The following is a 21121-nucleotide window of genomic DNA, read 5'->3' on the forward strand; positions in this document are numbered from 1 at the left end:
ATGAGATAGAGATTATATCCACCAATTATGATATTATTAAAAAAAATATCTTTTTCATAATTTTGGCGGATCATCAAGCTGATATCCAAACATCATGCTATCGTTTGCAAATCATTTGAAGGGAAGAGGAGGGAGTCTTTTGCATCAGGATATCGACATGCAATGGATTACGAGTCTTTGTATTCATTACAATATTGGAGAGCCGCAAGGTCAGCCAAGCCCGGTCACTGGGGGTTTGCTTCATCGCATGTGGAAGCTGAGTACGACGGATGGCCAATTTGCCTTGAAAATATTAAACCCTGAAATTATGTCAAGAGCAGGTGTCTTGTCCAACTACTTGCTCTCGGAACGTATTGCGGTGGCCGCAGCAAGTTCAGGTATACCGGTCGTCTTAGCAAAGACGGTTAACAATGACATACTCACTCAGGTATCAGGTGTAAATGTTATGCTGTTTGATTGGATCGAGGGAGCTGTACTTGCTCCTGCTGATTGCCGCGCTGAGCATGCGAGTAGGATAGGAACACTGCTTCATCAGATTCACCATATGAAATTTGAGGAGCAGCATAGTGCACTTTGGACTTCCTTCGAACAGGAACACTTGCGAGGATTGACGGAGGAAGGGCTAAAAACTGGAATGCCATGGGCGCAGCAGGTCGATACCGGGTTCAATGACTTGCTTGAATGGAATGAGCACTATAAGCGCGCAAGTATTATTTTAAATCAAAATCAGTGCTTCAGTCATCGTGATTTAAATCCGAAAAACGTCGTTTGGAAGGCGGGCCTTCATCCCTATATTATAGACTGGGAAGCAGCAGGCTCAACAAATCCAATAATGGAACTTCTCGACGCAGCCTTAAGCTGGGGCGGGATTGACTCTGGTAAAGTGAATAAAGAGACTTTTATAACCATGATAAACTCGTATCAAAAAGCAGGCGGAACAGCGCTGATTCATGTTAAGGAAGCTTTCTACGGCAGAATGGGCAGCATGCTCGAATGGCTGGAGTACAATATGAGGCGTTCGCTGCGCAAGGATATTTTCGGAGAGTCGGAGCAGCAGCTCGGCAATGAGCAGGTGCTGTTGACCTTCTCATCCTTAAAGGAAATGTCCGATAATATTGAAGTGTGGATGGAATGGATAGAAGAGAGGGAAAAGAATGAAACAAACAACTACTAAAAAAACTTTGACCATTGCTCATCGAGGAGCGGCTGGTTATGCGCCTGAGAATACGATAGCGGCCTTTAAACTTGCCATAGAGATGAAGGCTGATTTCTTGGAACTTGATATTCAGCTTACAAAGGACGGCGAGCTCGCCGTAATTCATGATACAGAGGTTGATCGCACGAGTAATGGGAGAGGAAAGGTGCTGGAATTTTCCATGGCTCAGCTAAGTGAGCTGGACGCTGGTAGCTGGTATAGTGACAAATTCGAAGGCGAACGAATCCCTGCGTTATCCGAAGTGTTCACCTTGTGCAAAGGGAATATCGGTTTACTAATAGAGATCAAGGCGCCTTGGCTATACCCGGGGATAGAGCAGAAATTAGCCGAAGAGCTGCTTGCTCACGGGATGCTGGACGAAGAACCTGCATCCATCATTGTCCAATCCTTTGATCAGAGCTCTGTGAAGCGATTTAGCGCGATTTTGCCGCAGGTTCTAGTAGGTTTACTTGTTTATCAGCCTGAAGATGTAACGGTGGAGAAGCTTCAAGAAACTGCAGCGTATGCGGATTATGTGAATCCGAGCTTGAATCTCGTTACGAAGAACTTTGTGGATACGATTCATGCACTGGGTAGAAAAACGACGCCTTGGACGGTTCGCTCGACAACGGAAGTGAAGCCATTACTCGATCTTGGCGTTGACGGCATCATTACTGATTATCCGGATTATATTTAGTAGTTAAGTACACTTATGAAGCGAGTTGATACGATGAAGATGGCAGGTCAAAAAATTAACCAATCCAACACACTGCTGTTGATTTCGAGTATTTATACATCCTTGACTAAAGCGGAGAAAAAAGTAGCCGACTATGTTAAATCGAATCCCGAGGAAGCGGTCATGGCGACGGTGACAGATTTATCTGAGCAAGCGGGAGTTGGCGAAACGTCGGTTATTCGTTTTTGTCGCAAGCTAGGATTCCGGGGTTACCAAGAGTTCAAGCTATCCATTGCGCAGGATCTGGTCAACCTGCCGTCTTACTCAACCGTTGAGATTGAAGAAGAAGACAGTGCGCTAACGAAGGCAAGAAAGATTACGCTTCGCAACGAGATGATGCTGAAAAATACGCTTGATCTTATAAATCCGGCGGATCTGGAGAGAGCAGTCGAACGGATGCTTGCAGCGGACAAAATTTATATTTTTGGAGTAGGATCATCGGGCATTACAGCACTTGATCTTCATTACCGGTTGATGAGGATTGGAATGAATGTGGAGGCGCACAGGGATTCACACATTATCGCGATGTCTGCATCGCTCGTAAAGAAGGGGGAAGTGGTGTTCGGCATATCGACCTCCGGAAGCACGAGGGATCTGGTTGATCCGCTACGTCAAGCGAGAGCAAGCGGAGCTGAGGTCATTTGTTTGACAAGCCATATGCGTTCTCCGATTACGGCGCATGCTGACACCATTTTATTGGTGCCTTCCAGGGAGATGCCTACCGAAGGCGGATCCTGGTCAACGAAAATTACCCAGGTTCACTTACTGGATATTTTGTGTACGCTGCTCTCCCATAAGAAAAATAATGCTATAGAGGCTTTGGAGAAAACGGCGCGCTCCGTCGTAGACAAGCTTTATTAATAAATAACGAGCATGCAACATGGCAACTCGTTACAATATCATCTCAATTCCAATTGAAAAAAAGGAGGCCCTCTTGGGATCTCCTTTTTTTGATGTGCTTCGATAAAGTTTAAGAGCTCTTACTGCCCTGATTCGTCTTGTATCTCCGCTTCGAATGATTGAATGCTTTCTTTACGGCGCTCATTTTTGGCTTCGATCGCATTCTGCTCATTAGAAGATATTTCATCAGCAAATTCATTTAAATACTGTTCTGCTTCTTGCAGATTCTCTTCGGTGTTATTAATATGCTGCTGCAAATGCACAGCATTATCCTCCCGGTTATCCGGTTTTGCCATTATGCTCTCCTCCTCTCTGCACCATATTACTTAGATAAGATGACCCGCAAACAACAAAATTATGCCAACTAAGAGCGCTAGAAGTTAATGTTTAAATTTTCTGACAAAAATGAATAAAGGTATTTTTTTTTAATATATAAATTAATAGTGGAGAAAAAATCCATTGTATGATAGCTTAAAAAGGATTTAACCGAAGAAGGACGAACCTTATAAAATACGGTTTTTCCTAAGCGTTTCTTATTGGATTTAAAATAAAAAGAATTTTCTTTCAAAATAAATAAAATTATTGAAAAATTCCTCCAGTGGTGATATGTTGTAATTAGGAAAGATGATCGCTTTCTGGAAGGAATTAATGAGCTTCATCATTAGTGGACTAACATGACAATCACATAAAAGTAAGCCGTAACCTTCCAAGTAAGTGGGACACGAAGGCATCGATGCGGGGTTGGAACTTGATCTGATAACAGGGAGGGATGACCAAACAGCGCTTGATTGCAGCAAATGTAGAGTAAGCATGAGCTCTTGCATTTCATCCATTGGAGGGGTAAAGCTATGCGGAATATGAAATTGATTGCATTGGTTTTATTGGTGTTTACGCTCGTTTTTGTATCGGCATGCAGCAAAGGCACTAATAACGGAAGTGAAAAGGCAACGAACAAGCCTACGAATGATACGACTGCTGAAACGGCTGCACCGACAGAGGCTCCGCCCGTTGTCGAAGAGCCGGTTATCGACATGAACGGCGAAACGTTGAAAATTATTCACTGGATCGACGGACCATCAGAGGATACGCCGGAAGGTGCTGCGACGCTTGAGAAGTGGCGAGCTGCCGAAAAAAAATATAATGTGAAGATCGTATGGGAAAAGGTTCCTTGGGGCGAGAACATAAAAATGGTTACAAACGCCGCGCTCTCTGGCGAGTCAGTAGCTGATATCGTGCCACTGGATTACTATTTTGCGGTGCCGGCCATCAATCAAGGTTTGTTTATGCCGGTGGATGATTTCTTCGATTTTGATGATCCAAAATGGCCGGTAGGCTTGAAGCAGCACGGTGCTGTCAATGGCAAAATGTACGGCTTTACCTCCAATATCAACAACGCTTCGGGTATCTACTACAATAAAACATTATTTGAGCGCGAAGGTCTTCCAGATCCGCATGATTTAATCGCTCAAGACAAATGGACATGGGACTCTTTCCTTGATATCGCCAAAAAAGCAACCAAAGATACGAACGGCGACGGTGTGATCGACCAATGGGGCGTCACTAATATCGCCGGAAATCTATCTCGCATAATGATTCACTCCAACAACTCCTCCTTTATTAAACTAAAAGACGGCAAGCATGTCTTCAACTACGACGATCCAAACCTACTGGAAGCACTTCGTTTCTATAATGATTTGTTTAATGTGCATAAAGTCGTCGCTCCTAACAAAAACGAGAACTTCGAGGATTATAATGAGTCGCAAACCTTGTTTAACTCCGGTAAAGCCGCGATGGTTACTGGTGAAGTGTGGGAAGGTGCGACAAGAACGACAATGACTGATGAACAAGGTTTCGTCTATTTCCCTAAAGGGCCAAAGGCAACGACATGGCAAGGCAGCATCGAAAACTACGTACAGTTCTATATCCCTGCGATCGTAAAAAGAGCGAAAGAAAAAGCTTATATTTGGGATCAAATTCAAATGTGGGATCGTGTAGAGCCAATAAACCGCGAGGAAGCAGAGAAGCAGCTGCTTGCAGATGAAAGCGACATTGAAGTCATGCTCGAATCTCTCAAATATGCACAGCCTATTTTTCTGCCGCTAGGCGGAGCGTTAGGTGATATTTCTTATTCGATTGCAAATCGTGGAGAGTCGCCAGAGACCGTGCTGGAGAGAAATAAACAGATTGCTCAAGATGCCATTGATAAAGAGTTGAATACACAAACGACTACGCAAGCAGCACAATAAAGGATAAGACATGATTGATCAAACAGCATTGCAGGGAATCCCCATAAGGGATTCCCATCCTTTTATATGGACGACCATTTTGCTATGGAATGAGGGGTTCGCATGCTGAAGGTAACCAGGAAATCTAAGAGAGTGGTTGGCGCACTGCTGGCTCTGGTCATATGCCTGACAATCGTCTCCATCTCTCCTGCGAGCCGATCCTCAGGCAGCGATCATGTACTTACGTCTGTTCATGCGGCGTCAGATCAACTGGAGAAAAAGATTGCTAGTCTTGCTTCCGCAGGCAATCGTTACGAAGAGTATGCAGCCAAATACGAAAATGAGCCGCATCCTTCTGTCAGTCAAATTGTTGAAGGAGAGTCCTTTGCTGCTATCGATGGTATGGATGCTAGTAAATTGAAAGATTATGAGGGTGCTGAGACGCCAGTTGTTGCAACGGATGATACAGGAGCGATTCATTGGGATGTCGATGTGCCGGAAGACGGATTATATCATATTGGATTGCGATATTTTCCGGTAGAAGGCAATACTTCTCCCATTGAGAGAGAGCTGCGCATCGATGGCGAAGTGCCTTTCGAGGAAGCATCAAGACTCGTTTTTTCACGGGTATGGCGCAATGAGCTGACTGAGCTGGAACAGGATGCCAAGCAAAATGATCTAAGACCGAGACAAGTTGAAAGCCCGCAGTGGCAGGAGAGAATATTGCGTGATGCGGAAGGTTATTATCAAGAGCCGTTCTCCTTTTATCTATCCAAAGGCCAACATCGAATTTCACTCGTTTCTCTTAGAGAACCGATGATTATAGACTATTTGAAGCTTTACCAGCAAGAAGAAATTCCCCCCTATGAGAAAGTAGCGCAATCCTACGAGGAGCAAGGCTATGATACGACGAACGGCTTGTTTATTAAGCTTCAGGGCGAGGACGCCGCGTTCAAATCGAATCCCTCTTTGTATCCGCTCAATGATCGCTCCAGTCCTGGAACGGAACCCTATCATGTGTCAAAAATTAGAATGAATACGATTGGAGGCGTCAACTGGAAAATTCCCGGACAGTGGATTTCATGGGACCTCGATATTCCAGAAGACGGGCTTTATGAATTTGGTCTCAGATACAAGCAAAATACGGTCAGAGGCGTCAATGTAGTCAGAGAGCTTACGATTGACGGGAAAATTCCGTTCAAGGAAGCAGAAGCTATCCCCTTCCGTTATGACGGTGCATGGCAGATTGGAATGCCCGGCGAGGATGGAAAACCGTATTTGTTTTATTTGACCAAAGGGAAACATCAAATCAAGCTGGAGCTTACGATGGGTGACCTAGCGGAAATCATTCGAATGGTGCGCTCCAGCATCCAGCAGCTCAATGCTTTGTATCTCAAAATCATTATGATTACGTCTGCTTCACCGGATCCTCTCCGCGACTATGAGCTGGAGAAAAAAATCCCCGAGCTGCAAAAGGTGTTTGAGGAGCAGAGCGAATTCCTTACTGCCGCAGCTGACCGGATGGATGAGCTGGTTGGCGGCACGAGCGCCAGCACAACGATTTTAAGAACAACCTCGTATCAACTGAAGGATATTGGCAGCCGTACCGAGACTTTGACCTCACGACTTAAAGGATTTAAAGATAATGTTACCGCTCTCGGAACTTGGCTGCTTACCGTAAATCAGCAGCCGCTTGAAATCGATTATTTGTTTTTTAAATCGCAGGATGTTGCTGTGCCGAAGGTAAGTACTGGATTTATCGGCAAGTCTGTACATGAAGTTATGTCCTTTGCCAGATCGTTCTCTGAAGATTACAGCCATATCAGCAACGTAAAGCAGGGGGATAAGGAAGTAACCGTATGGATTGCGGCAGGCAGAGATCAGGCGCAGCTGCTTCGCTCCATGATTGATAACACCTTTACGCCGCAAACCGGAATATCGGTCAATTTACAGCTAGTTAATCCAGCAGTCGTCCTGCCAGCAACGCTAGCAGGGAAAGGCCCCGATATCGCGCTGACCCAAGGCGATGTGATCAACTTTGCGATGAGGAACGCACTCCAGGATTTATCCAGCTTCCCGGAATTTGATCAGGTGAAGGGCAGGTTTATGGACAGTGCTTTCGCAAGCTTTAACTATCAGGACGGCGTGTATGCCCTTCCGGAAACGCAGTCGTTCCCAATGCTGTTCTATCGTAAAGATATTTTGGAAGAGCTCCATTTGGACGTGCCGCAAACATGGGAGGATATGTACCGAATCATCCCTGAGCTCCAGAAGCACAACATGGACTTGGCGCTGCCGCAAAATATCGTATTTGAATCTATGCTCTATCAAAACGACGGCCAATATTACCAAGGGGACGGCATTGCAACGGATCTGGATTCTGCAATCGGCATTGAAACGTTCCAAAAGTGGACGGAGCTGTATACCAACTACAAGCTGCCGATTGAGTTTGATTTTATTAACCGTTTCCGGACAGGCGAAATGCCGATTGGGATTGCAGATTATACAACGTTCAACTTTTTGACGATTTTTGCCCCGGAAATTAGAGGCCAGTGGAGCTTTGTCGCAGTGCCTGGTACAAAGGGCAAAGATGGAACGGTTCGGCATGACACGATGAGCTCAGCTACGGGTACGGTTATGTTTAAAAACGCCAAAAATAAAGAGGCGGGCTGGGCGTTTATGAAATGGTGGACGGATACGGAGGCGCAGGTTACGTTTGGACGCGAGATGGAAGCTATATTAGGCGAGTCTGCGCGATACGCAGCTGCTAATCTTGAAGCTTTGCAGCAGCTTCCGTGGTCAGCGAAGGAATTGAATCAGCTTGTTGACGAGCTGGGCTGGGTCGTCGGCAGACCTGCCGTCCCAGGAGGCTATTCGCTGGATCGTCATATCTATAATGCCTTTTACGAGGTGTACACAGATGGCAGCGAACCACGAGAAACGCTGGAAAACTACGTCCGAACGATCAATCAGGAAATTACGATCAAGCGCGAAGAATTTGATTTGCCTACGAAGTAGAAGGGAGGGGTCCATATGATTCAGCTTGTTAAGAAAAGCAAGTTAAAGATGGACAGCAAAACGCTGCGGCCGCGGTTGAATCTCAAGTGGAAGGAAGTTTCGAAGAACAAGGTTTTATATGCGATGATTGCACCGTTCTTTCTGATCTTCTTTACGTTTACCGTCCTTCCCGTCTGCTTATCGCTGCTCGTCAGCTTCACCAACTTTAACATGCTGGAGTTTCCGAAGTGGGTAGGCTGGCGCAATTACGCTCAATTATTCGTAAGGGACGATGTGTTTCTTATTGCACTAAAAAATACATTGATATTTGCCGCAGTTACAGGGCCGGTCAGCTATATCGCCTGTTTTGTGCTCGCTTGGATCATCAATGAGTTCCCGCCAAAAATTAGAGCTTTTGCGACTCTGGTTTTCTATGCGCCGGCCTTGTCAGGGAGCGCGTTTATTGTGTGGACGCTCTTGTTCAGCAGTGATTCATATGGATATATCAATGCCTTCCTGCTCAAGTGGCATCTAATATTAGAGCCTATCCTATGGCTGAAGACACCAAAATACATTCTTCCGATCATCATTATCGTGCAGCTTTGGCTCAGCCTTGGAACGAGTTTTCTTGCCTTCATCGCAGGATTGCAGGGACTTGATAAAACCTTGTTCGAGGCAGGGGCGATCGACGGGATACGCAACCGCTGGCAGGAGCTTTGGTTCATTACGCTGCCTTCAATGAGGCCGATGCTGATGTTCGGCGCAGTCATCCAAATTACCGCTTCCTTCGGCGTTGCAGAGGTGGCGACAGCACTCGCCGGGTTCCCGAGCGTCAAATACGCGGGCCACACGATCGTTACGCATTTGATGGATTATGGCTCCATTCGCTTTGAGATGGGATATGCATCAGCTATCGCGACCGTGCTGTTCGCAATGATGCTCGGCTCCAATCTCATCGTGCGAAGGCTGCTGGCGAAGGTCGGTGAGTAACGATGATCACTATCCGTCTAAGAAAAAAAAGAATAAGCCGTTCCTGGATGGGCGATATCTTTTTGTTCTTGCTCCTTGCAGCGGTAGGCTATTTTATGGCAATGCCACTCGTTTTTGTCATCAGCAATGCTTTCAAGCCGATTAATGAAATTTTGAAATTTCCGCCGGACTTTTTGGTTAAACATCCAACGTTCACTAACTTCACGGACTTATATCATCTGTTATCCGGCTCGTGGGTGCCCTTTACCCGGTACATTTTCAACACCTTTTTTATTGCGATAGTCGGTACGGTCGGTCACGTTCTCATAGCCTCGCTCGCGGCATATCCGCTAGCAAAACGGAAATTTCCAGGCAAGGGCTTTCTATTCTCGATCGTTGTCCTATCGCTAATGTTCTCGGCTACGGTTACACAAATAACGAATTACATGACGATGTCATGGCTTGGCTTTCTGGATACTCACTGGGCGGTCATCATTCCGGCAATCGGCTCCTCACTCGGACTATACCTCATGAAGCAATTTATGGAGCAAATACCGGATGCGCTTCTCGAGGCTGCACAAATTGATGGCTGCAGCGAATTTCGCATTTTCTGGAATGTTGTGATGCCCGTCGTGAAACCTGCATGGCTAACGCTTGTTATCTTCTCCTTTCAAGGTTTATGGGGAGCAGGCGGTGCAGCGGGCTCCATGTACATTTACAGTGAGCAGCTCAAAACGATTGATTATGCGTTAAGTCAGATTCTGGCGGGAGGTATCGCACGAACTGGCCCTTCGATGGCAGCGACATTGCTGCTGCTTACCGTTCCGATTCTCATCTTCGTGTTATCGCAGAGCAGCGTTATTCAAACGATGTCAACCTCCGGCATGAAAGAATGATGGGAAAGGGGAGGCTTACGTTGAATCGATTATGTAAATTTCTGCTGCTCTTCCCACTAATGCTGATCATGGTTGGCATTTCGGTTCCAGTCTACGCTGCGCCATACGATGGCTACAATTATTCTTGGTGGGGAGATCCTGAGCCAGCGCCTGTACCGTACTTGCCGGTCAAGCAAATCGGCGGGGAACAGTTAAGCTCCGGACCATTCAAATCGCCGGAGGACTTGTTTATAACGGCAGACAAACAGATTTATGTGGCTGATACGGGGAACAACCGCATCGTTGTGCTTGATGAACAGGCAAACGTCACCCAGACGATCGATACGTTTACGAATGGCAATATAGCGGATAGCTTCTCAGCTCCGCAAGGCATCTTTGTACATTCAAATGGACATTTGTTTATTGCGGATACGGGCAACAAGCGGATTGTCGAATTAACGAAGGAAGGCGAGCTGGTTCGCGTCATCGGAGCGCCGGAGAGCGACGTGCTAGGCGGGAACTTTGTATATGAGCCGATAAAGCTAGTCGGAGATTCGGCGGGACGGTTATATGTCGTCGGCAAAGGTGTATTCAACGGCATCATGCAGTTTGACTCCGGAGGCAAGTTTTCAGGTTTTATGGGAGTCAATAAAGTGCGATACAGTGCGGCAGATTTGTTCTGGAAGCGTGTTATGACGAAGGAACAACGCTCGAAAATGGTGCTCTTTATCCCGGTCGAATTCAACAATGTCGATATTGACAGTGAGGGCTTCATTTATGCGACGACAAGTGAGGAGTTCTCAAATGCGCCAGTCAAGCGTCTCAATCCTTCTGGAACGGACGTTCTGAAGAGAACGGGCTATCAGCCTCCAAAAGGCGACATTAGATTTCGTATGGGAGGCACACGGTCAGGGACGTCTGCCATCCAAAGTGTCGCTCTTGATCGAAACGGTATTTACAGCATTTTGGACAGCACGCGCGGAAGAATATTTACGTACGACCGGGAAGGCAAGCTTATGTACATTTATGGCCTGCTTGGAGAACAGGTCGGCACGTTTAAGACGCCCTCTGATATCGACATGTTAGGCGACAAGATGATTGTGCTTGATAAAGGCTTGAATCAGCTGGTCATGTTTGAGCCAACGCGCTATGGAAAGGTGATTCGGGAAGCCGTTATTAATAACGATATTGGCGAGGAAGAAAAGTCGGTCGAGAAGTGGCGCGAGGCTTTGCGATTAAACAACAATCTCGAAATCGCTTATTTAGGAATTGGGAAAGCGGAGCTCAGGCAAGGACATAATTACGAAGCGATGAAGCATTTTGAGCTAGGCATGCACACGCAATATTATTCACGGGCATTTGAACGTTACCGCAAGGATTTTATGTGGGAACATTTTGGGGAAATTGCGGCAGGAGCTATAGCAGCCATTGTTCTGCTCATCGCTGCGAGAGTGTTCATCAAGCGAAGAACAACTGAACCTGGAGTAGTGGGGATGGGCTGGTATACGATCTTCCATCCATTCAATGGATTCTGGGAGCTGAAATTTGAGCGAAAAGGGAAGATCTGGTTTGCCTTGCTGCTGCTGCTTATTCTCTCTCTTCTCTACGTACTTAAAAGGCAGTTTACCGGGTTTATCTTTAATCCGACCGTCAATGCAGTAAATGTGAACGTGATAGATGAGATCAAGTTTATTGTTCTCCCATTTTTCCTATGGTGCATCGCCAACTGGTCGATGACGACGCTAATGGATGGCGAGGGGAAATTCAAGGAGATCGTAATGGCTACTGCCTATGCGCTCATTCCAGTCGTGCTTATGCAAATTCCACTCATCTTATTATCCAATGTCATTACGGTTCAGGAAGGTTCTTTCTATCGATTGCTGGAATCAGTCGGCTTCCTCTGGTTTTTTGGATTGTTATTTGTCGGTATGCTTACCGTCCATCAATATACGATAGGAAAAACGATTATGACGATGCTGCTGACGATGCTCGTGATGGGCATCATCATCTTCTTGGGCTTGCTCTTCTTCAGCTTAGCGCAGCAGATGCTTTCCTTCGCGGCTACGGTATACAAAGAAGCGATGTTTAGACTAGGGGAGGGATAATGCCATGTGGATGCACAATGTACGTAAATGGGTGGTATTATCCCTGCTGCTTGGCATGCTGTCGCTATCAGCTTGCGCCTCGGGATCGCTTAACAGCAACCTTACAGCTGGATCGCCAGAAAAGGTCGCTGAGACAACGGATGCTTCGCTCCGTACGCTGGACGCATCAGCCCAAGTGGAACCTCGAATTGAAGGTTTTGACCCGGTGCTTGAGAACGACGCGCTTCGACTTTACATTAGCAAGGCTACAGCGGAGATCGCGGTCGTGGATAAACAAAGCGGGAATATTTGGCGTTCGAATCCAGACAGCTCGGAAGATAAACTTGCTTCACCTTACTTAAAGGGGAAATTATCCTCGCAAATTTCCTTCGTTTACCTAACAAAAAGCGGTCAAAACAAGGATTATGACAGTTACAACAACAGCGTAAAATTTAATCAATTTGAAATTAAGCAAGAGGGTAATGGTGTGGCGGTCACTTACATGTTCGGGGATCCTCAGAAAGGACTTGAATCCATACCACAGAAGGTGAGCAAGGAACGGTTCGAGGAGAGACTGCTGAAGCGATTGGAGGATCAGGCCGACCAAGACCAGCTGAAGGTTAGATACAAGTTAAATGAGGAGCTGGGCATATACGAGCGTCGCGAAATTCCGAAAGCTGTCGTGAAAAAGCTGCTCGCGATATTTGAGAAGGCGGAATATACGGATGAGGATCTTGCTATCGATAATGGAGAGGGAGAAGGTGGAGGAGCGGCTGAGGAGTCGGTTAAACCGAAATTTTCGGCAACGCTTCAATACACGCTGGATGGCCGAGACCTGATCGCTTCGATTGATACTTCGACCATCACAGAAGATACGCCGCCTTATCGGATTCATTCAATCAGTCTTCTAGAAAACTTCGGAGCGGCAGGTCAAAAGGATGATGGCTACATCTTTCTTCCTGACGGTTCGGGTACGCTTATAAGGTTCAACACTGGAAATATTCAAGCGCAGCCAATCCTGATCCCAATATACGGTGAAGACAGCTCGATCTACGTGAGTGAGAAGTTCAATACGCTTGAGCTAAACCGATTGCCGGTATTTGGGATGAAAAAGAACGATGCCGCTTTCCTTGCCATCATTGAGGAAGGGGATGCCCTCGCTAAGCTTTCCGCGGATATAAGCGGGCGATTGCACGAGTTTAATACGATAGCCGCCCAATTTCTTATTTTGCCGAAGGACGAAGTGCGTTTGAGCAATAATGAGATTATGCATAAAACGCCAAAGGAGACGTATAAGGGAAACTTGAAAATCCGTTATTCCTTATTAAGCGGCGAAGAAGCTGATTACTCCGGTATGGCAGCAAGCTATCGGACTTATCTTGAGAAGGCGGATGGGCTGACAAAGCTGAAAGCAGAAGGAGATGCGCCATTTTATTTGGAGCTAGTTGGCAGCATTCCGAAAAAGAAAAACCTCTTGGGTTTTCCATATGAGGCTCTTGTGCCTTTAACGAATTTGAAGGAAGCCGAGCAGCTCGTTGATCAGCTTCATGACAAGCAAATACAAAATATTCGGCTGAATTACAAAGGTTGGTTTAACGAAGGTCTTAACCACACGATTGCTTCGGATATTGACATGGATAGCGTTATAGGGAGTAAAGGCGATTGGAAGCGATTAGCGGAAAAACTTCAGAAGAGCGGCGGCGGGTTTTATCCGGATGTAGCATTTCAGCAAGTATTTCAGAACTCCGGAAAATTTAGTCCGAGCCAAGACTCCGCCCAATACATTTCTCGAAAGTACGCGAAAATATATGAGTTCGATCGAGCGGCTTATTTCCGGCATAACGAGCTGTTGTCTCACTATTTGTTGACACCTAGAAAGCTGAGCTCAACGATTAAAGGTTTTATGTCCGACTTCGAGAAGCTGAACCCTGGATCAATTTCCTTGCGTGATCTCGGCTCCGAGCTGCACTCGGATTTCCGAAGAAATGCAGAGGTGACCAGGGAAGACGCGAAACGAATCGTTACGGATCAGCTGAAAGCCATTTCGGAGCAGTCTCCGGATATGATGGTGAATGGAGGCAATGCTTATGTGCTCCCTTATGCGTCGCATATTCTAAACTTACCGCAAACGAGCAATGAATATCAGCTTGCCGGTGAGTCGGTACCGTTTAACCAAATGGTGCTGCACGGCTATATCGAATATGCGGGAAAAGCTTTCAACATGGCGGATGAGCAGGAGATACGGGAAAGCGTGCTGCGATCACTGGAGACAGGTTCCAATGTCTACTTCAACTGGTTTTATGAGGAGCCATCTGTCCTCAAGGAAACGAGATTCAGTTATCTATATTCTAATCACTATGAACAATGGTTCGATGAAGCCATCGAGGCCTACGGCGAGGTGAATAAAGTGCTGAGGCAGGTTCGCGGTCAGAGCATGATCAAGCACGAAAAGCTGGCAGAACGCACCTACAGAACCGTATATGAGAACGGATTGACGGTTTATGTAAATTACGGCGATGCAGCGGTTATTGCGGATGGTGTGACCATTGAAGCCAATGATTACGTCGTTAAGGGGGGATAAGGATGTCGAAGAGACGAACACTCAGCTTGGAGCGCAAAAAGGAAATTTACGGCGTGTTGTTCGTAACCCCTTGGCTGCTTGGATTCGTGCTGCTAATGGTCATCCCATTTGTCCAGTCGCTTCAATTCAGCTTCCATAAGCTGACGCTTAATGCGGAGGGCTATTCGCTTCAATACGTCGGCCTTGAAAACTATCGCAACATCTTTTTCGTTGACGCGTGGTACGTTCGTACCTTAACGGAGGCCGTTACGGTGATGGCATTAAACGTGCCGCTCATAATTTTTTTCAGTTTATTTACAGCAACACTATTGGTGCAGAAATTCAGAGGGAGAATGCTTGCCAGGGCGATAATATTCCTTCCTGTCGTGTTAGCCTCAGGGGTTATAGCTAAGCTTGATAACGGTAATTTTCTAGCTCAAATGATCGGTTCTGCTTCAAACGACATGGAGGGCAACTATTCGGGACTGCGAAGCATTGAGCTTAGGCCGCTGCTGTTCCAAGCAGGTCTTAGCAGGGACATTGTAGAGTATTTGACGAGTGCCGTGGACCGTATTTACCAAATCATCAGCTCGTCTGGCGTTCAGATTTTAATTTTTCTTGCTGGTTTGCAGTCGATCTCACCTTCTCTCTATGAAGCAGCGAAGATGGAAGGGGCTACGGGGTATGAAGCGTTCTGGAAAATAACGTTTCCGATGATATCACCGCTCATTTTGACGAATGTGGTGTATACCATTATTGATTCCTTCTATGACAATAATATGACGCAAATGATACAGGACGCGGCTTTCGGAAGATTGGATTTTGGCGTCAGCTCGGCGATGTCATGGATATACTTTCTTGTCATATCAATCATTCTGGTCGTATCTACGTATCTGATTTCTAAACGCGTATTCTACTATGACTAACAAGGAGGAAGAGATATGGAAGCTGAGACGAAGGTAAAGAGGCGCATCTCTGACTCTGCCTTAGCGCGGGCAGTTACGAGCTGGTACGATCGCCATAGCCCTGTTGAGAAAGCGAAACATTGGCTTTGGGTGTTCATCCGTACCGTACTCATCGTTGGGATTTGCTTTATCATTGTGTACCCTATCATTACGAAGCTGTCTATCGCTTTGCGCGACAAGCAGGATATGTTCGATGCAACCGTCGTGTGGCTGCCCCGGCATTTTACACTGGAAAACATCAAAACCGTCATGGGTTATCTTAAATATTCGGAGTCCGTCACGAACACACTGCTGCTTAGCCTTGGGACATCGCTGCTTCAATTAGCCTCTTGCGCACTTGCCGGTTATGGCTTTGCAAGGCTTAAGTTCCGCGGCAGCGCAATTCTGTTCGGAGTCGTCATCTTCACAATCGTCGTTCCGCCCCAAACGATTATGGTTCCAACCTACTTGCATTACCGCTTTTTCGATGTTTTTGGACTATACCAGCTGTTTACAGGAAAAGACGGCGTGAACCTGCTGGAGAGCTTTTGGCCCTTCTTTATTTCTTCGGGGCTTGCAATGGGCTTGAAAAACGGGCTGTATATTTATATTTTCCGTCAATTTTTCCGCTCGCTGCCGAAGGACTTAGAGGAAGCCGCTTATGTGGACGGTGCGGGCATTCCAGGTACCTTTGTAAGGGTCATGCTGCCAAATGCGGTTCCCGCAATTGCTACGGTTATGCTATTTTCATTCATTTGGCAGTGGAATGACAGCTACTTTGTAAATCTCTTCGCGCCGAATTACACGCTTCTCGCAAGAATGCTTGATTTGCTGCCAGGCGCTGTTCGTCCCGAATATGTCGGAGGTATTTCTCATACCTCTCTATATTTGAACACGGGAACACTGCTCGGCATTTTACCGATCTTCATTCTTTATTTATTCGCACAAAGATACTTCGTTGAAAGCGTAGAGCGCACGGGATTGGTAGGCTAGCGATTATTCGGGCAACCGTACTAACGATTGGGGGGTTCTGCAATGAAAGATGCCATAGGAGTAGATTTCGAGGGGCTCATGGATAAGCAGGTGACCCTATGATCAAACCATTAATTGCCGGACTTCAAAAAGGTTTTATCGTTTCCTGTCAGGCGCTTGAGCATGAACCCTTGTACGGCTCCGATATTATGGCTGCGATGGCTGCGGCGGCGGAATCGGGAGGGGCATCAGCCATACGTGCCAACACGCCGCAGGATATTTCCGCTATTAAATACAAATGCAAGATTCCGGTTATCGGTCTGTATAAAAAACATTACCCCGATAGCGACGTATACATTACCCCAACCTTGCGAGAGGTTGGGGAAGTGATTCGGGCAGGTGCAGATATCGTGGCAATAGACAGCACCTCCATGATGAGGCCGGGAAACGAGAAGCTGGATCATGTCATTGCCGAAATCCGCAATAACTTCCCTAATACGCCTATCATGGCGGATATTTCTAACTTCGAGGAAGGCGTGTCAGCTATGAAGCTCGGGGTAGATGTCGTCTCTACGACGATGTCGGGATACACGCCCCAAAGTCCGAAGCTGCAAACCCCCGATTTTGAGTTGATCGGTAAATTAGCTGCGCTTGGTCAGACACCGGTTTTCGCAGAAGGAAGAGTATGGACGATCGAGGATTGCCTGCGCTGCTTCGAAGCTGGCGCACATGCTGTCGTGATCGGAACAGCTATCACAAGGCCGCAAGAGGTTGTCAGACGTTTTGTATCGAGCATCAAAACAAAAAAGCAGGGTTTGTATTAGGAGGAAGCGATATGGAGCAATCGGATAGCGGATCATTTCTCCGTTCGGGGGAACAAACTGCGGGAATAAACAATCTGATGTTGTTTTATAACGGTCATTATGAAAGCCATGCGGGCATCTGGAGGAAAGAGCATTTTATTCCGTATATCAGTTACGTCGATGCTGAAGGCAAGCCGCTCGAATGGCTGTTTGACGGGGCATTGTTTCTGGCCAAGTGGTCACATTCCTTGAACGGATATGAGGAATCGGAGGAGCATCCAAACGATCAAGAGGATTGGCAGTGGTATTTGGATAAGACCTTTGCTGAAACGGGCGATTTGTCGGCGTTAAATGAAGCAATGGAGGAGGTTGCCCTTGAGCTAGGAGATCCGGAGCATAAAATGAAGGTTGTACTTATGATTCCATATCCGGCTCCAAACCAGCAGAACTTTGGAACTTTGGGCGATGACAACAAGCCGCTTTGCTTCGATCATACGATTGTTTCAGCAGTGGAAGCAACTCGAAATAAACAATTAGCGCTTGCGTGGTATATTGGGCAATTGCTAGAACGCTGGGAGAAAGCTGAATTGCCATTTCTAGAGCTGAAGGCGCTATATTGGATGAATGAAGCGGTGAATACGAGTGTTCCCTACGAGGAAGGGCTGATTGGCTGGACAGGAGATCAGGTTCGCGCGAGAGGTCTTAAGTTTTTCTGGATTCCATACTACAGGGCCAGCTTGTATTGGAAATGGAAGGAGCTAGGATTTGATGCGGCGGCGATGCAGCCTAATCACTTTTTTTCGAAAACGGGCGAGTCAAGAGTCGGAATAGCAGCCAATATGGCCAAACAAGCCGGCATGGGCGTAGAGATCGAGGTCGATTATAAGGTTTTTGAGAGCAGCGGTGATTTCCGCGCCAAATATGCGAATTATTTGGAAGGTGGAGCGAGATATGGTTATAGCGAGGATGTATTTAAAGGTTTTTATCAAGACGTCAGACTTCTCTTTGATGCAGCATACGCGACCGAACCAGAGAAAAGGGACATTTACGATTGCACTTATCAATTTATAAAGGGGCGTTATAAACGATGACAAAAGTAAATATTGGCGTGATCGGGGCAGGTTCAATCTCGGAGGTCCATCTTAATGCGTATGCAGGCAATCCGGAAGTCAACCTGTATGCCATTTGCGATTTAAATGAGGAGCGGGCCCAAATTAAAGCGAGTAGATTCGGAGCACAAAAGGTGTTCACTGATTACCGCGAGCTGCTTGCTGATCCAGCAATCGATGCAGTAAGCATCTGCACCTGGAACAATTCGCATGCTGAAATTAGCATTGCCGCCGTAGAGTCCGGCAAACATGTACTTGTGGAGAAGCCGCTGTGCAAAACCGTTGCAGAAGCAGAACGTGTAGAGCAGGCGGTGAAAAAAAGCGGCAAGGTATTACAGGTCGGCTTCGTGAGGCGTTACGGCTCGAATACGGACGTTTTGCAGCGTTTCATTAGCGCCGGTGAGCTCGGCAACATTTATTATGCGAAAGCGACTTGTTTGCGAAGGTTAGGAAACCCGGGTGGTTGGTTCTCCGACAAGGAACGTTCTGGCGGCGGACCGCTAATCGATCTCGGTGTACACATCATTGATTTATGCTGGTATTTGATGGGCAAGCCAAAGGTGAAGTCGATCAGCGGCAATACCTATCATCAGCTTGGAAATAGGGCGAATATCCAGAATCTATCTTTTTACAAAGCCTCCGACTATGATTCTAGCAAAAACACAGTAGAGGATCTGGCGAACGCGCTTATCCGTTTCGAGAACGGGGCATCGCTTCTGGTCGACGTAAGCTTTACGCTGCATGCAAAGCAGGATGAGATTACCGTCAAAATTTATGGTGACAAGGGCGGAGCGGAAATAGAGCCGGAGTTATTCATCGTTGCGGAGAAACATGATACGATTCTGAACATTACGCCGCAGGTCGACCAGCTGGGCTTTGATTTCGCAAGCGGATTCCAAAATGAAATTAACCATTTCATCGATAGCTGCCTCGGTAGAAAAGAGACGCTTAGTCCTGTCCAGGATGGTCTCGAGGTGATGAAAATGCTGTGTGGAATTTACGAATCAGCTGAGAAGGGGAAGGAAATTCAGTTCAGCTGAGCTTCTTAATTAAAAATGCTGTTCCGTCGGGTGGATGCCCAGGAACAGCATTTTTACTTCTTATGTTAATCGCAAGGGAGTGGTTTGTTATAAGGTCAAATCGACCTCAAACATCCTGTTCCAAGGAAGATCGGCTTTTAATTCGTTAATGTTGCCCTCAGTCAGTTCTGCTAAATAATCATTGCAGAAGCGCTGCAGCTTCTGGGTGATGAGCTGAGAAACATGCTCCCTTACATGGCTTACATCGAAATAGTTTGCTCCTAGCTCTGGCAAGTGACTAGCTACTTCCTGTCTTACGATTGTCTGATAGCCCCAATCTTCAATTAATCGATAGAGCATGAAATACGCGCTCATTTGCTTGCTCAACTCTAGGTTATTATTTTCTTTGCGATAGTAGGAAGCAATAATGGCATGCGATATGACTGTTCCGAGTGTATTGCCAGACGTATTCCAGCCGGCGAACGCAGAGAGGCGTGAAATCAGGTTCTTTTTGGATAGAAGCTTTAAAAGACTATTATCGGCACCGTTGCATGAAGCGACATCCGCTAACGCGACCATTTGACCCTTGCTCGCAATCGCTTCAATTGCTGTAACAAATTCAGCTATATGTACCTCAGAGAAATAAGAACGGTGACGATCACGATATAAATTTGGCGATTCGGCCACATCATGCGAAGACACAGGAGGGGAGTGAACCATGAGTACAAAATCGGCTGCCATAGAGGAATCTCCCATGAAGGCGCCTCCAGAGGTTAAGTGAGATTTTATGCTTTCATTCAGAGAGCGATCCTCGTATTTTGGAATGATGGTTGGTCCGAGTGTAGAGGAATAACGGACGAAAACTTCCGGTTGGTATTTTTTGATCGTGCAAAACACCTTGGCGAATAAAATGCTTCCTATTTCGTCAGCCCCAGGGTAGATGAGCACGTTGTCCATGAGATTGTACTGCTCTACCGTGATGAGAAGCTTGCGCTGCTCCATCGGACTGAAGCCGTATTTCGAATTATCGTCCAGAGGAATGACAAGATGATCGATGATGCCGGATTGTACCAACTTGACTATATGCTCATTTATTAGAGAGTTGGTTTCTCTGCGCTGAAGAAAATCTTCTAGAACGGCGCTTGGTATATTTGTTTGAAGCTGATGCCATTCGTTTTGTTCTTCATCGTTTAGCAGCTCAGAAGTCTGTTTGTCTTTTAACCAGCCATACCGATAGATAGAGTGTCCATAATGTGCGTAGTAATCAGGTTCCTCATCGCTGCTGTTGTAAGCTGGGGCTCTCATAATTAAATTGAAAGCATAGATGCGGAGAGTAGGGTTATTTTGCTTCAACTTCTCAAGCAGACGGAGTCGTTCAGCGCATACTTGAAGTGACAATTGATGCAGACGGGAAGGAACAATTCCGCCGTAAACGAGCATATCGACCGAAAGAATCAAGTAATCGGCATTTGCAGATTGCTGCAGCAGCCAATCGTGGATCACTTCAAAACGGGCGGGTTGTTTTTTTCTCCCTAGCCATTCTTGTGGTGGAGCAACGAGCGAGAGATCGCTGATAGCGGCTATCATTTGTGGAAATTTCGCATTGCAAGGACGTTCGTCTAGCGGAAGGTAAACGACTTTACTCATACAATGACCTCCATTTATGGATAGATGATGAATTATATCTATTATACAACAAGCTGATCTAATGGAATATTTTTTTATAAAAAATA

At 46.4% G+C, this 21121-nt stretch carries 16 protein-coding genes; 14 read left to right on the top strand and 2 right to left on the bottom strand.

Annotated elements, in window-relative coordinates; all coding sequences use genetic code 11:
- Positions 1–139: 139 nt before the first annotated feature.
- From AC787_RS25945 to AC787_RS25955, 3 genes are read left to right on the top strand one after another with little or no spacing between them, the layout of a single operon-like run.
- Positions 140–1174, top strand: coding sequence for a phosphotransferase (locus AC787_RS25945; RefSeq protein WP_054027847.1), 1035 nt, complete (start codon positions 140–142; stop codon positions 1172–1174).
- Complete coding sequence (locus AC787_RS25950) at positions 1155–1892, top strand: glycerophosphodiester phosphodiesterase (RefSeq protein ID WP_054027848.1); 738 nt, start codon at positions 1155–1157, stop codon at positions 1890–1892. The genes AC787_RS25945 and AC787_RS25950 overlap by 20 nt, the downstream gene beginning before the upstream one ends.
- Before the next feature lie 33 nt (positions 1893–1925).
- Positions 1926–2792 carry a MurR/RpiR family transcriptional regulator gene (locus tag AC787_RS25955; protein ID WP_054027849.1) on the top strand — a complete coding sequence of 289 codons (867 nt, stop codon included), beginning with the start codon at positions 1926–1928 and terminating at the stop codon, positions 2790–2792.
- A 119-nt stretch (positions 2793–2911) separates the two neighbouring features.
- Here AC787_RS25955 and tlp read toward each other — a convergent pair whose 3' ends face one another.
- Entirely contained in the window at positions 2912–3127 is a 216-nt protein-coding gene (tlp, locus tag AC787_RS25960) for a small acid-soluble spore protein Tlp (protein ID WP_054027850.1), read from the bottom strand.
- Between the two features lie 552 nt (positions 3128–3679).
- Here tlp and AC787_RS25965 point away from each other — a divergent pair.
- From AC787_RS25965 to AC787_RS26015, 11 genes are all read left to right on the top strand, one after another.
- A complete protein-coding gene (locus AC787_RS25965; protein ID WP_054027851.1) occupies positions 3680–5077 on the top strand; it encodes an ABC transporter substrate-binding protein in 1398 nt (465 codons plus the stop codon).
- A 102-nt stretch (positions 5078–5179) separates the two neighbouring features.
- A complete protein-coding gene (locus tag AC787_RS25970; RefSeq protein ID WP_054027852.1) occupies positions 5180–8074 on the top strand; it encodes an extracellular solute-binding protein in 2895 nt (964 codons plus the stop codon).
- A 48-nt stretch (positions 8075–8122) separates the two neighbouring features.
- The gene (locus AC787_RS25975) at positions 8123–9043 is read left to right on the top strand and encodes a carbohydrate ABC transporter permease (RefSeq protein WP_054028197.1); all 921 of its coding nucleotides are present in this window, start codon (positions 8123–8125) and stop codon (positions 9041–9043) included.
- Between the two features lie 2 nt (positions 9044–9045).
- Positions 9046–9918, top strand: coding sequence for a carbohydrate ABC transporter permease (locus AC787_RS25980; RefSeq protein WP_054027853.1), 873 nt, complete (start codon positions 9046–9048; stop codon positions 9916–9918).
- A gap of 20 nt (positions 9919–9938) precedes the next feature.
- Positions 9939–12002: a YIP1 family protein gene (locus AC787_RS25985; protein WP_054027854.1), complete on the top strand. Its 2064-nt coding sequence runs from the start codon at positions 9939–9941 to the stop codon at positions 12000–12002.
- 4 nt (positions 12003–12006) lie between these two features.
- Positions 12007–14562 carry a DUF5696 domain-containing protein gene (locus AC787_RS25990; protein WP_054027855.1) on the top strand — a complete coding sequence of 852 codons (2556 nt, stop codon included), beginning with the start codon at positions 12007–12009 and terminating at the stop codon, positions 14560–14562.
- 2 nt (positions 14563–14564) lie between these two features.
- On the top strand, positions 14565–15467 hold the full coding sequence (locus tag AC787_RS25995) for a carbohydrate ABC transporter permease (protein WP_054027856.1): 903 nt from the start codon (positions 14565–14567) through the stop codon (positions 15465–15467).
- 15 nt (positions 15468–15482) lie between these two features.
- Positions 15483–16478 carry a carbohydrate ABC transporter permease gene (locus AC787_RS26000; protein ID WP_082361147.1) on the top strand — a complete coding sequence of 332 codons (996 nt, stop codon included), beginning with the start codon at positions 15483–15485 and terminating at the stop codon, positions 16476–16478.
- Positions 16479–16576: 98 nt separating this feature from the next.
- Positions 16577–17281, top strand: a complete 705-nt coding sequence (locus AC787_RS26005; RefSeq protein WP_054027857.1) for an N-acetylmannosamine-6-phosphate 2-epimerase — start codon at positions 16577–16579, stop codon at positions 17279–17281.
- Positions 17282–17292: 11 nt separating this feature from the next.
- Positions 17293–18351, top strand: a complete 1059-nt coding sequence (locus tag AC787_RS26010; protein ID WP_054027858.1) for a DUF4855 domain-containing protein — start codon at positions 17293–17295, stop codon at positions 18349–18351.
- Positions 18348–19409, top strand: coding sequence for a Gfo/Idh/MocA family protein (locus tag AC787_RS26015; RefSeq protein ID WP_054027859.1), 1062 nt, complete (start codon positions 18348–18350; stop codon positions 19407–19409). The genes AC787_RS26010 and AC787_RS26015 overlap by 4 nt, the downstream gene beginning before the upstream one ends.
- An 87-nt stretch (positions 19410–19496) precedes the next feature.
- Here AC787_RS26015 and AC787_RS26020 read toward each other — a convergent pair whose 3' ends face one another.
- The gene (locus AC787_RS26020; RefSeq protein ID WP_054027860.1) at positions 19497–21035 is read right to left on the bottom strand and encodes a DUF4127 family protein; all 1539 of its coding nucleotides are present in this window, start codon (positions 21033–21035) and stop codon (positions 19497–19499) included.
- Positions 21036–21121 lie beyond the last annotated feature (86 nt).

The sequence above is a fragment of the Bacillus sp. FJAT-28004 genome (genome assembly GCF_001280845.1).
Lineage (GTDB): Bacteria > Bacillota > Bacilli > Paenibacillales > Paenibacillaceae > Pristimantibacillus.

What these genes read in the sequence shown, in the direction of transcription:
- AC787_RS25970 (WP_054027852.1), top strand. Translation starts at nt 5,180, where the DNA reads ATGCTGAAGGTAACCAGGAAATCTAAGAGAGTGGTTGGCGCACTGCTG.
- AC787_RS26000 (WP_082361147.1), top strand. Translation starts at nt 15,483, where the DNA reads ATGGAAGCTGAGACGAAGGTAAAGAGGCGCATCTCTGACTCTGCCTTA.
- AC787_RS26020 (WP_054027860.1), bottom strand. Translation starts at nt 21,035, where the DNA reads ATGAGTAAAGTCGTTTACCTTCCGCTAGACGAACGTCCTTGCAATGCG.
- AC787_RS25980 (WP_054027853.1), top strand. Translation starts at nt 9,046, where the DNA reads ATGATCACTATCCGTCTAAGAAAAAAAAGAATAAGCCGTTCCTGGATG.
- AC787_RS25975 (WP_054028197.1), top strand. Translation starts at nt 8,123, where the DNA reads ATGGACAGCAAAACGCTGCGGCCGCGGTTGAATCTCAAGTGGAAGGAA.
- AC787_RS26010 (WP_054027858.1), top strand. Translation starts at nt 17,293, where the DNA reads ATGGAGCAATCGGATAGCGGATCATTTCTCCGTTCGGGGGAACAAACT.
- AC787_RS25955 (WP_054027849.1), top strand. Translation starts at nt 1,926, where the DNA reads ATGAAGATGGCAGGTCAAAAAATTAACCAATCCAACACACTGCTGTTG.
- AC787_RS25950 (WP_054027848.1), top strand. Translation starts at nt 1,155, where the DNA reads ATGAAACAAACAACTACTAAAAAAACTTTGACCATTGCTCATCGAGGA.
- AC787_RS25995 (WP_054027856.1), top strand. Translation starts at nt 14,565, where the DNA reads ATGTCGAAGAGACGAACACTCAGCTTGGAGCGCAAAAAGGAAATTTAC.
- tlp (WP_054027850.1), bottom strand. Translation starts at nt 3,127, where the DNA reads ATGGCAAAACCGGATAACCGGGAGGATAATGCTGTGCATTTGCAGCAG.
- AC787_RS25990 (WP_054027855.1), top strand. Translation starts at nt 12,007, where the DNA reads ATGTGGATGCACAATGTACGTAAATGGGTGGTATTATCCCTGCTGCTT.
- AC787_RS26005 (WP_054027857.1), top strand. Translation starts at nt 16,577, where the DNA reads ATGATCAAACCATTAATTGCCGGACTTCAAAAAGGTTTTATCGTTTCC.
- AC787_RS25965 (WP_054027851.1), top strand. Translation starts at nt 3,680, where the DNA reads ATGCGGAATATGAAATTGATTGCATTGGTTTTATTGGTGTTTACGCTC.
- AC787_RS26015 (WP_054027859.1), top strand. Translation starts at nt 18,348, where the DNA reads ATGACAAAAGTAAATATTGGCGTGATCGGGGCAGGTTCAATCTCGGAG.